The 16287-nt window shown below is 74.3% G+C and carries 16 protein-coding genes and 1 pseudogene; 11 read left to right on the forward strand and 6 right to left on the reverse strand.

All coding sequences use genetic code 11. The features are described 5' to 3' along the window. Positions 1–122 precede the first annotated feature (122 nt). The 3 genes from ACFV3E_RS09460 to ACFV3E_RS09470 all read left to right on the forward strand — a co-directional run bounded on the left by ACFV3E_RS09460 (position 123) and on the right by ACFV3E_RS09470 (position 4995). Positions 123–1298 (forward strand): PP2C family protein-serine/threonine phosphatase, encoded by a 1176-nt coding sequence (locus tag ACFV3E_RS09460; protein WP_500534159.1) that lies wholly within the window; start codon positions 123–125, stop codon positions 1296–1298. Between the two features lie 89 nt (positions 1299–1387). Continuing rightward, positions 1388–1681 carry a hypothetical protein gene (locus tag ACFV3E_RS09465; RefSeq protein WP_500534160.1) on the forward strand — a complete coding sequence of 98 codons (294 nt, stop codon included), beginning with the start codon at positions 1388–1390 and terminating at the stop codon, positions 1679–1681. A 722-nt stretch (positions 1682–2403) separates the two neighbouring features. Next, entirely contained in the window at positions 2404–4995 is a 2592-nt protein-coding gene (locus ACFV3E_RS09470) for an AAA family ATPase (protein ID WP_500534161.1), read from the forward strand. On the opposite strand, the gene ACFV3E_RS09475 is transcribed toward ACFV3E_RS09470, so the two are convergent. Then, a complete protein-coding gene (locus ACFV3E_RS09475; protein WP_500370485.1) occupies positions 4986–5849 on the reverse strand; it encodes a 3-hydroxybutyryl-CoA dehydrogenase in 864 nt (287 codons plus the stop codon). The genes ACFV3E_RS09470 and ACFV3E_RS09475 overlap by 10 nt on opposite strands. 314 nt (positions 5850–6163) lie before the next feature. On the opposite strand from ACFV3E_RS09475, the gene ACFV3E_RS09480 reads away from it, so the two are divergent. Next, on the forward strand, positions 6164–7423 hold the full coding sequence (locus tag ACFV3E_RS09480) for a glycoside hydrolase family 10-like protein (protein ID WP_500534162.1): 1260 nt from the start codon (positions 6164–6166) through the stop codon (positions 7421–7423). Positions 7424–7507: 84 nt separating this feature from the next. On the opposite strand, the gene ACFV3E_RS09485 is transcribed toward ACFV3E_RS09480, so the two are convergent. Further along, the gene (locus ACFV3E_RS09485) at positions 7508–7711 is read right to left on the reverse strand and encodes a DUF1918 domain-containing protein (protein ID WP_499510881.1); all 204 of its coding nucleotides are present in this window, start codon (positions 7709–7711) and stop codon (positions 7508–7510) included. A gap of 95 nt (positions 7712–7806) precedes the next feature. Then, positions 7807–8091 carry a hypothetical protein gene (locus tag ACFV3E_RS09490; protein ID WP_500534163.1) on the reverse strand — a complete coding sequence of 95 codons (285 nt, stop codon included), beginning with the start codon at positions 8089–8091 and terminating at the stop codon, positions 7807–7809. Between ACFV3E_RS09490 and ACFV3E_RS09495 the strand changes: the two genes are divergently transcribed. After that, positions 8035–8388: a DUF8054 family protein gene (locus tag ACFV3E_RS09495; RefSeq protein ID WP_500534164.1), complete on the forward strand. Its 354-nt coding sequence runs from the start codon at positions 8035–8037 to the stop codon at positions 8386–8388. The genes ACFV3E_RS09490 and ACFV3E_RS09495 overlap by 57 nt on opposite strands. Positions 8389–8418: 30 nt before the next feature. On the opposite strand, the pseudogene ACFV3E_RS09500 reads toward ACFV3E_RS09495, so the two are convergent. The 3 genes and pseudogenes from ACFV3E_RS09500 to ACFV3E_RS09510 all read right to left on the reverse strand — a co-directional run. Continuing rightward, positions 8419–8481: pseudogene (locus ACFV3E_RS09500) on the reverse strand (nucleotidyltransferase domain-containing protein); the annotation flags it as partial. A 100-nt stretch (positions 8482–8581) separates the two neighbouring features. Beyond that, positions 8582–10042 (reverse strand): aldehyde dehydrogenase family protein, encoded by a 1461-nt coding sequence (locus ACFV3E_RS09505; protein WP_500534165.1) that lies wholly within the window; start codon positions 10040–10042, stop codon positions 8582–8584. A 231-nt stretch (positions 10043–10273) separates the two neighbouring features. Then, positions 10274–10669 (reverse strand): DUF5997 family protein, encoded by a 396-nt coding sequence (locus ACFV3E_RS09510; protein ID WP_499510878.1) that lies wholly within the window; start codon positions 10667–10669, stop codon positions 10274–10276. A 59-nt stretch (positions 10670–10728) separates the two neighbouring features. Here ACFV3E_RS09510 and ACFV3E_RS09515 point away from each other — a divergent pair, with 59 nt between their 5' ends. The 6 genes from ACFV3E_RS09515 to ACFV3E_RS09540 all read left to right on the forward strand — a co-directional run bounded on the left by ACFV3E_RS09515 (position 10729) and on the right by ACFV3E_RS09540 (position 16283). Beyond that, positions 10729–11487 (forward strand): LysR substrate-binding domain-containing protein, encoded by a 759-nt coding sequence (locus tag ACFV3E_RS09515; protein ID WP_500534166.1) that lies wholly within the window; start codon positions 10729–10731, stop codon positions 11485–11487. A gap of 291 nt (positions 11488–11778) precedes the next feature. After that, positions 11779–12807 (forward strand): N-acetyl-gamma-glutamyl-phosphate reductase, encoded by a 1029-nt coding sequence (gene argC, locus ACFV3E_RS09520; RefSeq protein WP_500534167.1) that lies wholly within the window; start codon positions 11779–11781, stop codon positions 12805–12807. Continuing rightward, a complete protein-coding gene (locus ACFV3E_RS09525) occupies positions 12804–12992 on the forward strand; it encodes a hypothetical protein (RefSeq protein ID WP_500534168.1) in 189 nt (62 codons plus the stop codon). The genes argC and ACFV3E_RS09525 overlap by 4 nt, the downstream gene beginning before the upstream one ends. Then, positions 12989–14140: a bifunctional glutamate N-acetyltransferase/amino-acid acetyltransferase ArgJ gene (gene argJ / locus ACFV3E_RS09530; RefSeq protein WP_500370492.1), complete on the forward strand. Its 1152-nt coding sequence runs from the start codon at positions 12989–12991 to the stop codon at positions 14138–14140. The genes ACFV3E_RS09525 and argJ overlap by 4 nt, the downstream gene beginning before the upstream one ends. Then, the gene (gene argB, locus ACFV3E_RS09535; protein ID WP_500370493.1) at positions 14137–15069 is read left to right on the forward strand and encodes an acetylglutamate kinase; all 933 of its coding nucleotides are present in this window, start codon (positions 14137–14139) and stop codon (positions 15067–15069) included. The genes argJ and argB overlap by 4 nt, the downstream gene beginning before the upstream one ends. Then, the gene (locus ACFV3E_RS09540; RefSeq protein WP_500534169.1) at positions 15066–16283 is read left to right on the forward strand and encodes an acetylornithine transaminase; all 1218 of its coding nucleotides are present in this window, start codon (positions 15066–15068) and stop codon (positions 16281–16283) included. Before argB ends, ACFV3E_RS09540 begins: the two co-directional genes overlap by 4 nt. Positions 16284–16287 lie beyond the last annotated feature (4 nt).

Here is a 16287-nt window from a genome sequence, read left to right on the forward strand (position 1 = left end):
CTCCACTGCGCATCCGGTTCGTCGCGCCGAGTCGCCACAATCGATCGCGAACCAGGGCCCACTCGACGCGGGGGCTGTGTCGTCGCCGACCGCGTCAACGGCTTCAGGGGGAGCCCCGAGGCATGATCCGACCCAGGGCAGTGGGCCGCCCGAGCGGCAACAGGGCACGGGGGTTGGCGCTCCTGTCGCTGCCGGGGCTCTGGGTGGCCGCGGTGCTGGGCCTGGTCTACGCGGTGCCCGGGGGAGTCCAGTGGGTGCCCGCCGTGGTCGCGGCCCCCGTGATCGCCTGCGCCGGGACGGGACGCCGCCGCTGCGTCCTGGCCAGCGGCGGGCTCGCCGTGGCGGCCGTCGCGGTGCCGGACACGGGGCAACGGCTCGGCACCGAGGTCGCCGTCCTCGCCGTCCTGGCCGTCTGCTTCCTGCTCGTCGACCGCAGGGCCCGGCTCGCCGCCGAGCTCGACCGCACCCGGGAGATCGCCCTCGCGGCCCAGCAGGTGCTGCTGCCCCCGCTGCCGCGACGCGTCGACGGCCTCGTGGTGGCCGGCGACTACCTCTCGGCCAGCCGAGGCGCCCGCGTCGGCGGCGACCTGTACGAAGTGCTCGCCACGCCCCATGGGGTGCGCGCGGTCATCGGCGACGTGCGCGGCCACGGTCTCGAGGCCATCGGCACCGTCGCCGCGCTGCTGGGCAGCTTCCGCGAGGCCGCGCACGACGAACCGGAGCTCGGCGGCGTGCTCCGGCGCCTGGACCGGGCGCTCCACCGCCACCTGCGGGGGCGTTCGCACGCCGCCGAGGAGTTCGTGACCCTGATGCTGCTCGAACTGGGCGAGGACCGCGACGTCCAGGTCATCAACTGCGGCCATCCGCAGCCGTACCTGCTCTGCCCCGGCCGCCCCGGGCACCTGCGCGCCCACCCGCTGGAGGCCGGCGAACCGTTCCCGCCGCTCGGTCTGTTCGACCCCGGTCCCGGCACGAAGGCCGTCCCGTGCGGCGAACTCCTGCCCGGCCAGGCGCTGTTCCTGCACACCGACGGCGTGATGGACGCCCGGGACGCCGCCGGGGAGTTCTTCCCCCTGCTGCCGTCCCTGGAGGGGGCCGCCCAGGCGACCACCCGCGGCGGCGCGTTGTGCGCGCGGTCCCTGGTCGACGGGGTGCGGGCATCGTTCCTGCGGCACACGCGGGGGCGGCTCACCGACGACATGGCGCTGCTCGTGCTCCATCGGGACGCCCCCGCGGTGCCCGCCCAGACGGCCGCCGCCCGCACCGCAACCGGGGTTCCCGGAGTGCCGCGCCCTTGATCCGGCCCGATCCTTGGTAAACCTGGGTCGATCCCCCGAGCGAAACGCCCATTGCTCGTATACCGGCCAGAACGAGGAGAGGGGCAGGCATGGCAACCTCCACCGTCACCGGAGCCGAACTGTCCACGCCCACGGGAGAACTGATCGCCGTGGTCGGCCCGCCCGGGCCGCAGCGCTCGGCGCTGCAGCTCGCCCTCAACAGCGCACCCTGGAGCCGGGGTCCCTCCGTCACGACGACCGTCATCAGCCGCGGCGCGTGGAGCGAGCTGCGGCGCGTGGCGGCCGCGGGGATCACGGTCGTCGCGGCGTGCGACAGCACGGTGGCCGCGGATGCGGGGGCGCACCGTGTGGTGCTGCTGCCTCATCCCGATGGGGTTGCCTGACCCGGTGTCGCCGTGTGCGGGCCGTTCGCGCCCCGGGGTGCCCCTTGCGGCCTGTGGTTGTGTGCGGGTTGTTTGCGCCTGCGGGCGGCTGCGCCGGGCTGCCCGTGTGTTTGTGTGCGGGTTGTTTGCGCCTGCGGCGGGCATCCCCCGCCCTCCCGCCCGATTGCCCAGCACGATTGGTGCGGGCTTCGCGCAGTTGGTGGTGGGCCGGGGTCGGGGCCTCCGGGGCTGGGCATTCTGGACCGCATATTTATGTGCATGGCGGGCACCTGCTCTTGCTGCCCCGGATGCCGCACAACAAATACACGTCAGCGTCCAGAACGCCCACCCCTACAACCCCGCCCCCTCCCTATCGTCAGGCGACCAACGGCCGGTGGGGGGTCAGAAAGCGGTCCGGGGTGGGCGCAGGTGCCTTACTCACCCCCCACCGGCGTTCATGCGCTCCAACCGAACAGGAGGGGGTGTGGCGGGGTGCACCCATGGGGGTCCCCCCGGCCGAAGGCTGGGGGAGACGTGCGCCGGCGCGGCCCCGACCCCGCAACGACCGCGCGAGGCGGTCACTGACCGCGCCGGGCAATCGGGAGGGCGAGTGGGGGACGCCCGCCGCAGGCGCACACAACCCGCACACGACAACCGGCCGCAAGGGACGACATGGGGCAACCCGGAGGGCGACGTGACTGCGGCCATTGACAAGGCAGTTGGGCAAACGTTGTCATGAGCATATGCCGTCCCTGATCGGGCGTCGGGAGATCCTCGACCATGCCCGGACACAGCTGACCGCCGGTCCGGGTGTACTGCTCCACGGAGCGGCCGGGATCGGCAAGTCCGCCCTGCTCGCGGCGCTGACCGACGAGGTCCCGCCGGGAGGCTCCGTGCTGCGGGCGGTGCCCGTCGAGGAGGACGCCAAGCTGCCCTTCGTGGCGCTGATGGACCTCTTCGCCCGGGTGCCGGAGGAGTACGTCGACGGGCTGACCGTAGGGCCCCGGGCCGCGCTGCGGGCGGCGCTGCTGCGGGGGCACGAGCCCGTCACGACGCAGAGCCGGCTGGCCGTGCGCGACGCGGCCGTCGAGCTGCTGCGGGCGCTCGCGGCGGCCGGCCCCGTGCTGATCGTCGTCGACGACCTGCAGTGGCTCGACGTGTCCAGCGCGGAGGTCCTGTCGCTTGCGCTGCGGCGGCTCCCGCCGGGCGAGGGCGTGCGCTTCCTGGCCGCCGAGCGGGTCGCTGAGGGCGAGGAGCCGCCCGGGTTGCGGTGCTGCCCGCCGGGCACCACGGCGCTGCTCGTGCCTGGGCTGTCCGACGGCGACGTGGCCGAGCTGCTGCTGGACGACTCCGGGGCGGAGCTGCCCGAGCGCGCCGTGCGGGCCGTCCAGGACACGGCCGCGGGCAATCCGCTGTACGCCCTCGAACTCGGCCGCGCCCTGCTGCGGGAGGGCACGCCCTTCGAGGCCGGGGACGTGCTGTCCGTACCGCCGCGGCTGCGCGACCTGCTGCTGGACCGGGTGCGGCTGCTGCCCGCCTCCGCCCGGCAGACGCTGCTGGTCGCCAGCGCCGCGGCCCGCCCCACGCTGCCGCTGCTCGGCGCCGCGGGGATCCCGGACCCGGAGGGCGACCTGGGCACCGCGGAGAGCCTGGGGGTCGCCGCGGCCGACACCGAAGGAACGATTCGCTTCCAGCACCCGCTGATCCGGGCCGCCGTGTACACCGACGCTCCCGAGCACGGCCGGCGCACCGCGCACAAGCTGCTGTCCCGGGTGGTCCCCGAGCCCGTGGAACAGGCGCGGCACCTGGCCCTGGCCCACCCGAACGCCGACGAGGCCACCGCGGCCACGCTCACCGCCGCCGCCGGGTCCGCGCGCCGCCGCGGCGCCCCCGCCACCGCCGCGGAACTGGCCGCCCTGGCCGTCCGCCGTACCCCCGAGGACCGCCCGGCCGAGCGCGCCGACCGGCTGCTGGCCGCGGCCGAGTACGCCAGCGACGCCGGGCTGCGGGGCGACGCCGACCGGGCCGCGGAGACCGTGCTCGCCGAGGCCGCCTCCGCCCGGCAGCGGGTACTGGCCCGGCTGATCATGCTCGGCAACGCCGGCCAGGCGCTCGGCGCCGCGGGCCGCCTCATCTCGGACGGCCTGGTGGAGGCCGAGGGACATCCCGAGCTGGAGGCCCGGCTGCACCACTGGGCCGCCCTGCGGCACCTCATCGGCGGGCGGCCCGCGCAGGCCTCCGCCCACGCCCGCCGGGCCGCCGACATCGCGGTCCAGGCCGACGCCGTCGACACCCGCGTGGCCGCCCTGGCGCTGCTCGCCCGGCTGCACGCGCTGCACGGCGAGGCCGGGGCCGCCGAGTCGGCGCTGGGCGAGGCGTTCGGCCTCCCGGTGCCGCCCGACGGGCCCGGCGCCCGCGAACTGGTGCGCACCCGCGCGATCCTGGCCGCCGACGCCGACCGCATCACCGAGGCGGAGGGCGAGGTGGCCGGTCTCCTCGGCAGGACCGGCGAGTACGCCTCGGTCGAGGAGACCGCCGCCACGCTGGTGGCGCTGATCCGCATCCAGGTGCGGTCCGGACGCTGCCGCGAGGCCCTGGACAACGTCGCCCGCTGCGCCGTGCTCCCCGTCAGGGCCGGCAGCGACTCACCGCCGGTGCTGTACGCCGCCGCGCTCGCCGAGACCGCCGGGGGGCGCCTGGAGCGCGCGTTGGAGCTCGCCGACCGCACCATCCGGGCCTGCATGACCGACGGGGACCAGCTCTTCCTGCTGCGGGCCCTGGGCGTCCGCGGCCGGGCGCAACTGCTGGCCGGGGGGCGGGAGAACACCGCGGCGGCCGTCGAGACCCTGCGGCAGGTGCGCAGGCTGGGGGAGACGATGGGCATCGCCGACCCGGTGATGCTGCGCTGGTACGGGGACCTGGCCGAGGCGACCGTCATCCTCGGCGACACGGACTCCGCCGCCGAGATCCTGCGCGCGGCGCGCCGCCGCGCCGGGGCCCGGCCCTCCGCCAGCGTGCAGTCCGCCCTGGACCGCGCCGAGGGGCTCCGCGACTGCGTGCTGGGCCGTTCCAAGCGGGGCGTCACCCGCATCCAGGCCGCCGCCGACCGGTTGCGCGGCCGTTCGCTCCCCATCGACCTCGCCCGCACGCTGATCGTGCTGGGCGCCGCCGAGCGCCGTCCGCGGCGGGCATCGGCGGCCCGGGGCGCCCTGGTCGAGGCCGTGGAGATCAGCTCCGCGGTCGGCGCCGCCCCGGTCGAGGCCCGGGCCAGGGCGGAACTGGCCCGGCTCGACGCGCGGCGGGAGCCGACGGCGCGGACGCCGAACTACACGTAGTCGTAGAAGCCGTGGCCGCTCTTGCGGCCGAGCCGGCCCGCGTCGACCATGCGCTGGAGCAGCGGGGGAGCGGCGTAGAGCGGCTCCTTGAACTCCTCGTACATCGAGTCGGCGACCGAGGCCACGGTGTCCAGCCCGATCAGGTCGGAGAGCTTGAGCGGGCCCATCGGGTGGGCGCAGCCCATCTCCATGCCGTTGTCGATGTCCTCGCGGCTGGCGATGCCGGTCTCGAACATCCGGATCGACGACAGCAGGTACGGGATGAGCAGCGCGTTGACCACGAAGCCCGCGCGGTCCTGGGCCCGGATCGGGTGCTTGCCCAGCACGTCGGTGACGAGCTTCTCGGCGCGCACCAGCGTCTGGCCGTCGGTGGTGAGGGCGGGGATCAGCTCGACGAGCTTCTGCACCGGCGCCGGGTTGAAGAAGTGGATGCCGATCACCTGCTCCGGGCGGGAGGTCGCCACGGCGAGCTTCACCAGCGGGATGGAGGAGGTGTTCGAGGCCAGGATCGCGTCGCGGCGGGTCACCACCTGGTCGAGCACCTGGAAGATCTCGGTCTTGACCTGCTCGTTCTCGACGACGGCCTCGATGACGAGGTCGCGGTCGGCGAAGTCGCCCAGGTCGGTGGTGAAGGAGAGGCGCTCGAGCGCGGCGTCGCGCTCCTCCTCGGTGATCTTGCCGCGTTCCGCAGCCTTCTGCAGCGAGCTCGTCAGCCGCGTCCGGCCCAGTTCCAGGGCCTCGCCGGTGGTCTCCGCCACCCGGACGTCCAGTCCGGCCCGGGCGCACACCTCGGCGATACCCGCGCCCATCTGGCCACAGCCCACCACACCGACATAACGGATGTCGTCGTTCAACGCCCAGCCTCTCCCTGATCGCGAGATGGAGACCCGGACCGTCGTGAGGTCCGGACCAGCCCGCTCGACATTACACCCGGCCGGCGTACCGGTCCGGGTCCCGGTGCGGCCCGCTCCGACGGGCCCGGCCGCCCCGTTGACCGGCCCCGACATCGCCGGTGACGCCCGCGCGCCGGGGGCGACGCGGGCGCCGCACGGGGCGGGCGGGGCCCGGGGGCGCCCCGGACACGCCGGGGTCCTGGGAGGTTGCCGGACGGACCGATTCGGCCCAGTATCAGCGAAATATGAATATGACGGGCGATCAGGGGACAGCCATGCGCCGACTCTCACGCAGGAGCTTCGCCGCGGGCGCCGCCGGGGCACTCGGCACCGTCCTCGCCGCGGGCGAGGTCGCGAGGGCGGCGGAGGGGACGGCCGGGGCGGTGACGGGCGGACCCGGCGCGCCGGGGCAGTTCCGCGGCATGTGGCTGGCGACGGTCGCCAACCGCGACTGGCCCTCGGCCCGCGGGCTGTCGGCCCGTCAGCAGCACGACGAACTCCTCGGATACCTGGACCTCGCCGTCGAGCGGCGCCTCAACGCGGTCGTCATGCAGGTCCGGCCGACCGCCGACGCGCTGTGGCCGTCCCCGTACGAGCCCTGGTCGGAGTTCCTGACCGGGGTCCAGGGGCGGGACCCCGGCTGGGACCCGCTCGGCACGGCCGTGGCGGAGGCGCACGCGCGCGGGCTGGAACTGCACGCCTGGTTCAACCCGTTCCGCGTCGCCACCCACGACGACCCGGAACGGCTCGCCCCGGACCACCCGGCCCGGGTCAACCCCGACTGGGTCGTCGCGTACGGCGGCAAGCTCTACTACAACCCGGGGCTTCCCCAGGTGCGGCGCTTCGTGCAGGACGCCATGCTCGACGCCGTCCGCCGCTACCCCGTCGACGGGGTGCACTGGGACGACTACTTCTACCCCTATCCGGTCGTCGGTCGGCACTTCGCCGACGACGACGCCTTCGCCCGGTACGGGGAGGGCTTCGACGACCTCGCCTCCTGGCGGCGCGACAACATCGACCTGCTCGTCAGCGAGACCGCCGCCCGCATCCGGGCGCTGCGCCCCGGCACCCGCTTCGGCGTCAGCCCCTTCGCCGTCTGGCGCAACCGCCGCACGGACCCGCGCGGCTCCGACACCCGCGGCGGGGTCCAGACGTACGACGACCTCTACGCCGACACACGCGGCTGGGTCCGCAAGGGCTGGATCGACTACATCGTGCCGCAGGTGTACTGGCACATCGGCTTCGACGTCGCCGACTACGCCACGCTCGTGCCCTGGTGGGCGCAGGTCGTCGACGGCACCCGCGTCCATCTCTACATCGGCGAGGCCCTGTACCGCGCGGGCGCCGCGGGCGAGGCCAAGGCCTGGCAGGACCCGGCCGAACTCTCCCGCCACCTCGCACTGGACCGGAACCATCCCCAGGTGCTCGGCAACGTCTTCTTCTCCGCCAAGGAGGTCGCTGCCGACCCCATCGGGGCGATGTCCCGGGTCGTCGCCGACCACTACACGACGCGGGTCCGCACGCCCCGTTCCTGACCGGGGCGTGCGGAACCACGTCGAGCGGGACCGCGGCCGCTTGGTGCGACGGCCGCGGTCCGGCACGATCCGGCACGGAACGGTTCAGCGGGTGGGGGTCGCGCCCCGCCCGTGCTCCACCGTCGAGTCCGGTCCGGGGGACAGGATGCACTCGTGCCCGTCGTCGTACCGGACGCGGTACGGCGGCTCGCCCTCCTGCCCCATGACCTCGACGATCTCGGCCACCTTGTCGTGCTGGCCGACTACCCGCCCGTGCTGCCTGACCCGGTCACCCTTGTTCGCGTGCATCGGTAGACCTCCTGAGAACTCGGCGGTCCGCAGCCTTGCCCCTCCAGTCTAGGTTCGGGCGTCCGCTCCGCACCCCCTGGAACCGGGCCCGGGGCTCAGTCCGGCCGCAGGCCGAGTTCCGCCGGCATGCGCGGGTCCGGGCTGCGCCGGTGCCCCGCCCACAGCGGGCCGCCGCAGGCGTGCAGCACCGCGTCGACCGCCGCGGCGAAGGGCTCGCGCGGGCCGCCGCGGACGAGATCCCGGTAACCGCCGAGCAGGAGCCCCGCGAGCTCGGGGTCGGCCTCGCGCAGCCGGCGGGGCAGCCACTTGCCGTCACCGCGCCAGTGGCCGCGCGTACCGAGCAGCAGGGTGGCGGCGCGGTCCAGCAGGGCAGCGGCCACGGCGAGGAGTTCCTCCTCGTCCCGGGCGCCGAGGAGGTCGTCGCGCAGTTCGGTGACGGCGTAGCGCCGGTGGTCGCGCTCGGCGTCCGGGACGGCGGGCGGGCCGGCGGCGAGGATGCGCTCCGCCGTGTCGCGCAGCCGGGCGGCGGTGCCGTCGCGGTCGAGCAGGACGACGCCCCGCGCGCACATGAACGCCATCGTGCCGCTGCCGCGATCGCGGTCCCACCCCATGAAGGCGCGCGCCGACTCGGGGGTGTGCACGAAGAGCTCGACCGGCCAGGAGCCCCAGATGAGTGATTCCGCGTGGCACCCGGCGGGCGGATCGAGGACGACGACCACGTCCAGGTCGGACGTCGCCGTCCCCTCACCGCGGGCCGTGGACCCGCCCAGGAAGCCCCGAGGGCGTCGGGGAAGCGTTCTGCGAGCAGGGCACGGGCCGCGCCGACCGGATCGTCCATGGCCGGACCCTACGCCCCGCTCGCCACGGGGTTCAGAACGGGTAGTGCGCCTGCTGCGTGGCCAGGGTGACCCAGCGGGTGTTGGAGAACGCCTCCAGGCCCCAGCGGCCGCCGAAGCGGCCGTAGCCGGAGGCCTTGAAGCCGCCGAACGGCGCCTGCGGCTCGTCCGCCACGGACTGGTCGTTGACGTGCACGATGCCGGTGCGCAGCCGACGGGCGACGGCGAGGCCGTGGGTGCCGTTCTCGGTGATGACGCCCGCGGTCAGACCGTGGTCGGTGTCGTTGGCCAGGGCCACGGCCTCGTCGTCGTCGGCGAAGGAGGCCACGGTGACGACGGGGCCGAAGGCCTCCCCGTAGTAGACCTCCGCGTCCTTGGGCACGTCCCGCAGCACGGTGGCCGGGTGCACCGCGCCGTCCGGCTCACCGCCGCCGGTCAGCACGGTGGCGCCCTTGGCGACCGCGTCCCGCACCAGCTCCGCGACGCGCCGCGCGGAGGCGGAGCTCACCAGCGGGCCGATCACGGTGTGCGGGTGCGAGGGGTCGCCCGAGGGCAGCGTGCCGACCTTGGCGGCGAACTTGGCCGTGAACTCCTCGGCGAGGCTCTCGTGGACGAGGATCCGGTCGCCGGACATGCAGATCTGCCCGGAGTTGAGGAAGACGCCGAAGACGGCGGCGTCGACGGCGTAGTCCACGTCGGCGTCGTCCAGCACGACGATCGCGTTCTTGCCGCCGAGCTCCAGCACGGCGGGCTTGAGGTGGCGCGCGGCATGGGTGCCGATGATCCGCCCGACCTCGGTCGACCCGGTGAAGTTGACGATGCGGACCCTCGGGTCGGCGATGAGGGCCTCGGCGACCGCCGCCGCGTCCTCACGGGCGTTGGTCACCACGTTCAGCACGCCGTCGGGCAGCCCGGCCTCGCGCAGCACGTCCGCGACGAACAGGCCGCAGGCCACCGGGGCGTCCTCGCTCGGCTTCACCACCACCGTGTTGCCCGCCGCCAGCGGCGCGGCGACCGCGCGGACACCCAGGATGACCGGGGCGTTCCACGGCGCGAAGGCGCCCACGACGCCGACCGGCTCGCGCACCGCCATGCCGAGGACGCCCTCCTCCTGCGCGCTCAGCACCTCACCGCGCGGCGCCGTGATGGCGGCGGCCACCTCGCGCAGGATGTTGGCGGCCAGCCCGACGTTGAAGTACGCCCAGGGGCGCGTGCCGCCGGCCTCGTGCGCCATGATCTCGGCGGCCTGCTCGGTGCGGGCCTCCAGCAGGTCGGCCGCGGTCAGGAAGATCTTGCGCCGCGCGAACGGGCTGAGCGCCGCCCACTCCGGGAACGCGGCCTCGGCCGCGTCCACCGCCCGGGTGATGTCCTCGACACCCCCGGCGGCCACGGTCGCGTACACCTCCCCGGTGAAGGGGCTCACGTCCTCGGCCGTGCGTCCGGAGACGGCCGGGACGTCCTTGCCGCCGATCAGCAGTTCGCGGGTGATGGTCATGGCAGCCCCTGTCTGGCACGCGAACGCCCTCGTTCGCACAGTGAACTATCGTTCATTGAACGTTTGAGCACTGAGTCTGCGACGCGCCCACCGCGCTGTCAACGGACCGGAACGCGCTTTGTGGGGGTGGCGGGAGCCGCCCTGTGCCCACGGTGCAGCGCCGTGGGCGTGGAAACGACGCCGCCCCGCGCGGTGGGCGCGGGGCGGCGTACGGCGGCGAGGGTGGGGGCGTCAGGCGTCGGCGCCGTCGGCGCGCTCCGCGTCGCGCTCCTTGAGGCGGGCGGCCTCCTTGCGGACCTCGGCCTGGGTGGCGCGCTCCTTCTGCAGCCACTCGGGCTCTTCCTGCTTCAGGGCCTCGATCTGCTCCGTGGTGAGCGCCTCGGTGACCCCGCCGCGGGCGAGGCCGGAGTTGGAGATGCCCAGCTTCGCCGCCACCACCGGGCGCGGGTGCGGGCCGTTGCGGCGCAGCTCCCGGAGCCACTCGGGCGGGTCGGCCTGCAGCGCGTTCAGCTCGTCGCGCGACACGACGCCCTCCCGGAACTCGGCGGGGGTGGCCTCGAGGTACACACCCAGCTTCTTCGCCGCCGTGGCGGGCTTCATGGTCTGGGCGGATTGGTGCGACGTCATGCCTCAAGGATATCGATCGCGGGAGCGGTCCCCGACCGGCGCCGGGGTAGCCTGGCCGGATGACCGGCTCGGAAGCTCCCCCCTCGTTCCGCCTCGCCTACGTCCCGGGCGTGACCCCCGCCAAATGGGTGCGGATCTGGCAGGAGCGGCTGCCGGACGTCCCGCTCGAGCTCGTCATGGTCACGGCCGCCGAGGTTCCCGGGATGCTCCGCGGCCTCGACGCGGACGCGGGCTTCGTACGGCTGCCGATCGACCGGACGGACCTCAGCGCCATCCCCCTCTACACGGAGACGACGGTCGTCGTCGTCCCCAAGGACCACCTCGTGGCGGCCGCCGAGGAGGTGTCGCTGGCGGACCTGGCCGACGACGTGGTGTTCCACCCCCTCGACGACACCCTGGACTGGGGGGAGCTCCCCGGGCGGCCCGCGATCGAGCGCCCGGCCACGACCGCGGACGCCGTCGAGCTCGTCGCGGCGGGCGTGGGGGTGCTGGTCGTGCCGCAGTCGCTGGCGCGTCTGCACCACCGGCGCGACCTCACCTACCGCACGGTCGTCGACGCCCCGCAGTCGCGGGTGGCCCTGTCGTGGCGCGAGGACACCACGACCGACCGGGTCGAGGACTTCATCGGCATCGTGCGCGGCCGCACCGTCAACAGCACCCGCGGCCGTACCCAGACCCAGGCCCAGCCGCAGCCGAAGAAGCAGCGCCCCGAGGAGGGGGCGGCGCGGCGCAAGCCCGCCGCGGGCAGGTCGTCCGGCCGTACGTCCGCCAAGACCCCCCGCCCGGCGAAGCGCGGCAAGCCCCGCCGCCGTTCGTAGACGGGGTGAGGACGGGCACGGACGATACGGCCCGGATCCGGCCGGAGCGGGGAGGCGCCGGGCCGGGCTCCGTCGTCCCGCCGGGCTGACCTGCGGAGAGTTCGCCCAGTGTTCGCCGGTCGGCGCGCGGCCGCCACCGGGCGGAAGTCCGGACGCCAACCGGGGCGCCGAGACTCGCCGGACTCCGGGGCGCCCCACCGCGCCCCAGGGCGGCGGGGCCGGAAACGGGCCGGAAAGCTTTGCATAAAAGTTCCGAGCGCCGTATAGTCATGCCATCGAAGAGGAGGGTCCATGGCATTCCGGGCAGCGGTGGCGGGAGCGAGCGGGTACGCGGGCGGGGAGATCCTGCGCTTGTTGCTGAACCACCCCGAGATCGAGATCGGCGCGCTCACCGGGAACACCAACGCCGGGCAGCGCCTCGGCGGCCTGCAGCCGCATCTGCTGCCGCTGGCCGACCGCGTGCTGGAGGCGACCGACGTGGAGGCGCTGGCCGGACACGACGTCGTCTTCCTCGCGCTGCCGCACGGGCAGTCGGCCGCCGTCGCCGAGCAGCTCGGTGACACGGCCCTCGTCGTCGACTGCGGCGCCGACTTCCGGCTCGAGGACGCCGCGGACTGGGAGCGGTTCTACGGCTCCCCGCACGCGGGCACGTGGCCGTACGGCCTTCCGGAGCTGCCGGGGGCGCGCGCCGCGCTGGCGGGCTCCAGGCGCATCGCGGTGCCCGGTTGCTACCCCACCGCGGTCACGCTCGCGCTCTTCCCCGCGTACGCGGCGGGCCTGGTGGAGCCCGAGGCCGTCGTCGTCGCCGCGTCCGGCACCTCCGGTGCGGGCAAGGCCGCCAAGCCGCACCTGCTGGGCAGCGAGGTCATGGGCAACATGACCCCGTACGGCGTCGGCGGTACGCACCGGCACACCCCCGAGATGATCCAGAACCTCTCCGGCGTGGCCGGGGAGCGGGTCTCCGTCTCCTTCACCCCGACGCTGGCGCCGATGCCCCGCGGCATCCTCGCCACCTGCAGCGCCAAGGCCAGGCCCGGCACGACCGCCGACGCCGTACGGGCCGCCTACGAGAAGGCGCTGGCCGACGAACCGTTCGCGCACCTGCTGCCGGAGGGCCAGTGGCCCGCCACCGCCGCCGTGTACGGCTCGAACGCCGCGCTGATCCAGGTCGCGTACGACGAGGCCGCCGGCCGGGTCGTCGTCGTCAGCGCCATCGACAACCTCACCAAGGGGACCGCCGGCGGCGCCGTGCAGAGCATGAACATCGCGCTCGGCCTCCCCGAGGGACTGGGCCTGAGCACCGCGGGGGTCGCACCATGACCCCCCGCCCCGCCGCCCGCGCCCGCCGCGCCGTCGCCGAGCTGCTCACCCGGGCCGCGCCCTGCGGCGCGGGGGCCGACGCGCACGGCACCGCCCCGGTGACCGGGCCGTACACCGACATCACGGCGAAGGCCGCGCCCCTGCGGTGCGTCGGCCCACAAGCGGACAAGGAGACGACACAGTGAGCGTCACGGCAGCACGGGGATTCACGGCGGCGGGCATCGCCGCCGGGATCAAGGAGAACGGCAACCCGGACCTCGCCCTCGTGGTGAACAACGGTCCGCGGCTCGCCGCGGCCGGCGTCTTCACCTCCAACCGCGTCAAGGCCGCCCCCGTCCTGTGGTCGGAGCAGGTCCTCAAGGGAGGCCAGGTCTCCGCCGTCGTCCTCAACTCCGGTGGCGCCAACGCCTGTACGGGCCCCCTGGGCTTCCAGGACACCCACGCCACCGCCGAGGCGGTCGCCGACGCCCTCGGGCAGAGCGCGGGGGAGGTCGCCGTCTGCTCCACCGGGCTGATCGGCGTCCGGCTGCCGATGGACAAGCTCCTGCCGGGCGTCGCCAAGGCGGCGGCCGAGCTCTCCGCCCACGGCGGCGAGAAGGCCGCCATCGCCATCAAGACCACCGACACCGTCCACAAGACCGCCGTGTACGAGGGCGAGGGCTGGACGGTCGGCGGCATGGCCAAGGGCGCGGGCATGCTCGCACCGGGCCTGGCCACCATGCTGGTCGTCCTCACCACCGACGCCGACCTGGACTCCGCCGCCCTCGACGGGGCGCTGCGCGCCGCCACCCGCACCACCTTCGACCGGGCCGACTCCGACGGCTGCATGTCGACCAACGACACGGTGCTGCTGCTCGGCTCCGGCGCCTCCGGCGTCACCCCCGCACCGGAGCCCTTCGCCGCCGCCGTCGAACAGGTCTGCGCCGACCTCGCCCGCCAGCTGATCCGCGACGCCGAAGGCGCCTCCAAGGACATCAAGATCGAGGTCGTCAACGCCGCGACCGAGGACGACGCCGTCGAGGTGGGCCGCTCCATCGCCCGCAACAACCTCCTCAAGTGCGCGATCCACGGCGAGGACCCCAACTGGGGACGGGTGCTCTCGGCGATCGGCACCACCTCCGCCGCCTTCGAGCCGGACCGCCTCAACGTCGCGATCAACGGCGTGTGGGTCTGCAAGTCCGGCTCCGTCGGCGAGGACCGCGAGCTGGTCGACATGCGCTACCGCGAGGTCCACATCACCGCCGACCTCGCCGCCGGCACCGAGACCGCGACCATCTGGACCAACGACCTGACCGCCGAGTACGTCCACGAGAACAGCGCCTACAGCTCATGAGCGCCCGCAAGCACACCGCCCTGCCCAAGGCGCAGATCCTGATCGAGGCGCTGCCCTGGCTGACCCGGCACCACGGCAAGACGGTCGTCATCAAGTTCGGCGGCAACGCCATGGTCGACGAGGCGCTGAAGGCGGCCTTCGCCCAGGACGTCGTCTTCCTGCGGCACGCCGGCCTCAAGCCGGTCGTGGTGCACGGCGGCGGCCCGCAGATCAGCGCGCAGCTCGACAAGCAGGGCCTGGTCAGCGAGTTCAAGGCGGGGCTGCGGGTCACCACCCCGGAGGCCATGGACGTCGTCCGCATGGTGCTCGCCGGGCAGGTGCAGCGCGAGCTGGTCAACCTGCTCAACCAGCACGGCCCGCTCGCCGTCGGCCTGACCGGCGAGGACGCCCACACCATCAGCGCGACCCGGCACCGCCCGATGATCGACGGCGAGGCCGTCGACATCGGCCGGGTCGGGCAGATCACCGAGATCGACACCGGCGCCATCCGGGCCCTGCTGGACGACGGCCGCATCCCGGTCGTCTCCTCCATCGCCCGCAGCGCCGACGACGGCCACATCTACAACGTCAACGCCGACACCGCCGCGGCGGCGCTCGCGGCCGCGCTCGGCGCGGAGACCCTGATGGTCCTCACGGACGTCGAGGGCCTGTACGAGGACTGGCCGAACAGCGACGAGGTGATCAGCCGGCTCACCGCGAGCGAGCTGGAGAAACTGCTGCCCGAGCTGTCCAGCGGCATGGTGCCCAAGATGGAGGGGTGCCTGCACGCGGTGCGCAACGGCGTCCACACCGCCCGGGTCATCGACGGGCGGGTCCAGCACTCGATCCTGCTGGAGATCTTCACCGACGAGGGAATCGGCACGATGGTGGTACCCGACGGCGTCGAAGCGGCGGGCGGCACATCGCGACACGAAGGGGGACGGGCATGACCGGGACCGGCGACCAGGGGAACGAGGCGCTCACACGGCGCTGGCGGGGCTCCCTGATGGACAACTACGGCACCCCGCGGCTGCCCCTGGTCCGCGGCGAGGGCGCCCGGTACTGGGACGCCGACGGCAACGAGTACCTGGACTTCCTCGGCGGCATCGCGGTCAACGCCCTCGGCACCGCCCACCCCGCCGTCGTCCGCGCGGTCTCGGAGCAGATCGCGACCCTCGGCCACGTCTCCAACTTCTTCATCGCCGAGCCCACGGTCGCCCTCGCCGAGCGGCTGCTCCAGCTGTCCGGCCGGCCCGGCCGCGTGCTGTTCTGCAACTCCGGCGCCGAGGCCAACGAAGCCGCCTTCAAGATCGGCCGGCTGACGGGCCGTACGCACATGGTGGCCACCGACGGCGGCTTCCACGGCCGCACCATGGGCGCGCTCGCGCTCACCGGGCAGCCGGGGAAGCAGGAGTCCTTCCGCCCGCTGCCCGGTGACGTCACCCATGTGCCGTACGGCGACGCCGACGCGTTGCGCGCCGCCGTCACCGAGCGGACCGCGCTGGTGATGCTCGAGCCCGTCCAGGGCGAGAACGGTGTCATCGTGCCCCCGGCCGGATACCTGGCCGCCGCACGGGAGATCACCCGCGCCACCGGCACCCTGCTCGTCATGGACGAGGTGCAGACCGGCATCGGCCGCACCGGCCACTGGTTCGAGCACCAGGCGCAGGGCGTCGAGCCGGACGTCGTCACCCTCGCCAAGGCGCTCGGCGGCGGACTGCCCATCGGCGCCACCCTCGCCTTCGGCCCCGCGGCCGATCTGCTGACCCCCGGTCAGCACGGCACCACCTTCGGCGGCAACCCGGTGGCCTGTGCCGCGGCGCTCGCCGTCCTGGACACCATCGCCCAGGAGGGCGTGCTGGACAACGTCAAGCGCCAGGGCGAGAAACTGCGCCAGGGCGTCGAGGCGCTGGACCACCCTCTGGTCGATCACGTGCGCGGTGCGGGCCTCCTGCTGGGTATCGTGCTCACCGAGCCGCTCTCCGCGCAGGTGCAGAAGGCGGCTCAGGACGCCGGACTCCTGGTGAACGCCGCCGTACCCGACACGGTGCGGCTCGCCCCGCCGCTGATCCTCGGTGACGCCGAGGTGGACGCGTTCCTGGGGGCGCTGCCGGGTGTCCTCGACGCCGTACATGCCGCAGAGGGACACCGATCCGGAGAATGACACG

It is taken from the genome of Streptomyces sp. NPDC059718 (genome assembly GCF_042733315.1).
Classification (GTDB): Bacteria; Actinomycetota; Actinomycetes; order Streptomycetales; family Streptomycetaceae; genus Actinacidiphila.

What these genes read in the sequence shown, in the direction of transcription:
- ACFV3E_RS09465 (WP_500534160.1), top strand. Translation starts at nt 1,388, where the DNA reads ATGGCAACCTCCACCGTCACCGGAGCCGAACTGTCCACGCCCACGGGA.
- ACFV3E_RS09505 (WP_500534165.1), bottom strand. Translation starts at nt 10,042, where the DNA reads ATGACCATCACCCGCGAACTGCTGATCGGCGGCAAGGACGTCCCGGCC.
- ACFV3E_RS09510 (WP_499510878.1), bottom strand. Translation starts at nt 10,669, where the DNA reads ATGACGTCGCACCAATCCGCCCAGACCATGAAGCCCGCCACGGCGGCG.
- ACFV3E_RS09480 (WP_500534162.1), top strand. Translation starts at nt 6,164, where the DNA reads ATGCGCCGACTCTCACGCAGGAGCTTCGCCGCGGGCGCCGCCGGGGCA.
- ACFV3E_RS09525 (WP_500534168.1), top strand. Translation starts at nt 12,804, where the DNA reads ATGACCCCCCGCCCCGCCGCCCGCGCCCGCCGCGCCGTCGCCGAGCTG.
- ACFV3E_RS09460 (WP_500534159.1), top strand. Translation starts at nt 123, where the DNA reads ATGATCCGACCCAGGGCAGTGGGCCGCCCGAGCGGCAACAGGGCACGG.
- ACFV3E_RS09485 (WP_499510881.1), bottom strand. Translation starts at nt 7,711, where the DNA reads ATGCACGCGAACAAGGGTGACCGGGTCAGGCAGCACGGGCGGGTAGTC.
- argC (WP_500534167.1), top strand. Translation starts at nt 11,779, where the DNA reads ATGGCATTCCGGGCAGCGGTGGCGGGAGCGAGCGGGTACGCGGGCGGG.
- ACFV3E_RS09515 (WP_500534166.1), top strand. Translation starts at nt 10,729, where the DNA reads ATGACCGGCTCGGAAGCTCCCCCCTCGTTCCGCCTCGCCTACGTCCCG.
- argB (WP_500370493.1), top strand. Translation starts at nt 14,137, where the DNA reads ATGAGCGCCCGCAAGCACACCGCCCTGCCCAAGGCGCAGATCCTGATC.
- ACFV3E_RS09470 (WP_500534161.1), top strand. Translation starts at nt 2,404, where the DNA reads ATGCCGTCCCTGATCGGGCGTCGGGAGATCCTCGACCATGCCCGGACA.
- ACFV3E_RS09540 (WP_500534169.1), top strand. Translation starts at nt 15,066, where the DNA reads ATGACCGGGACCGGCGACCAGGGGAACGAGGCGCTCACACGGCGCTGG.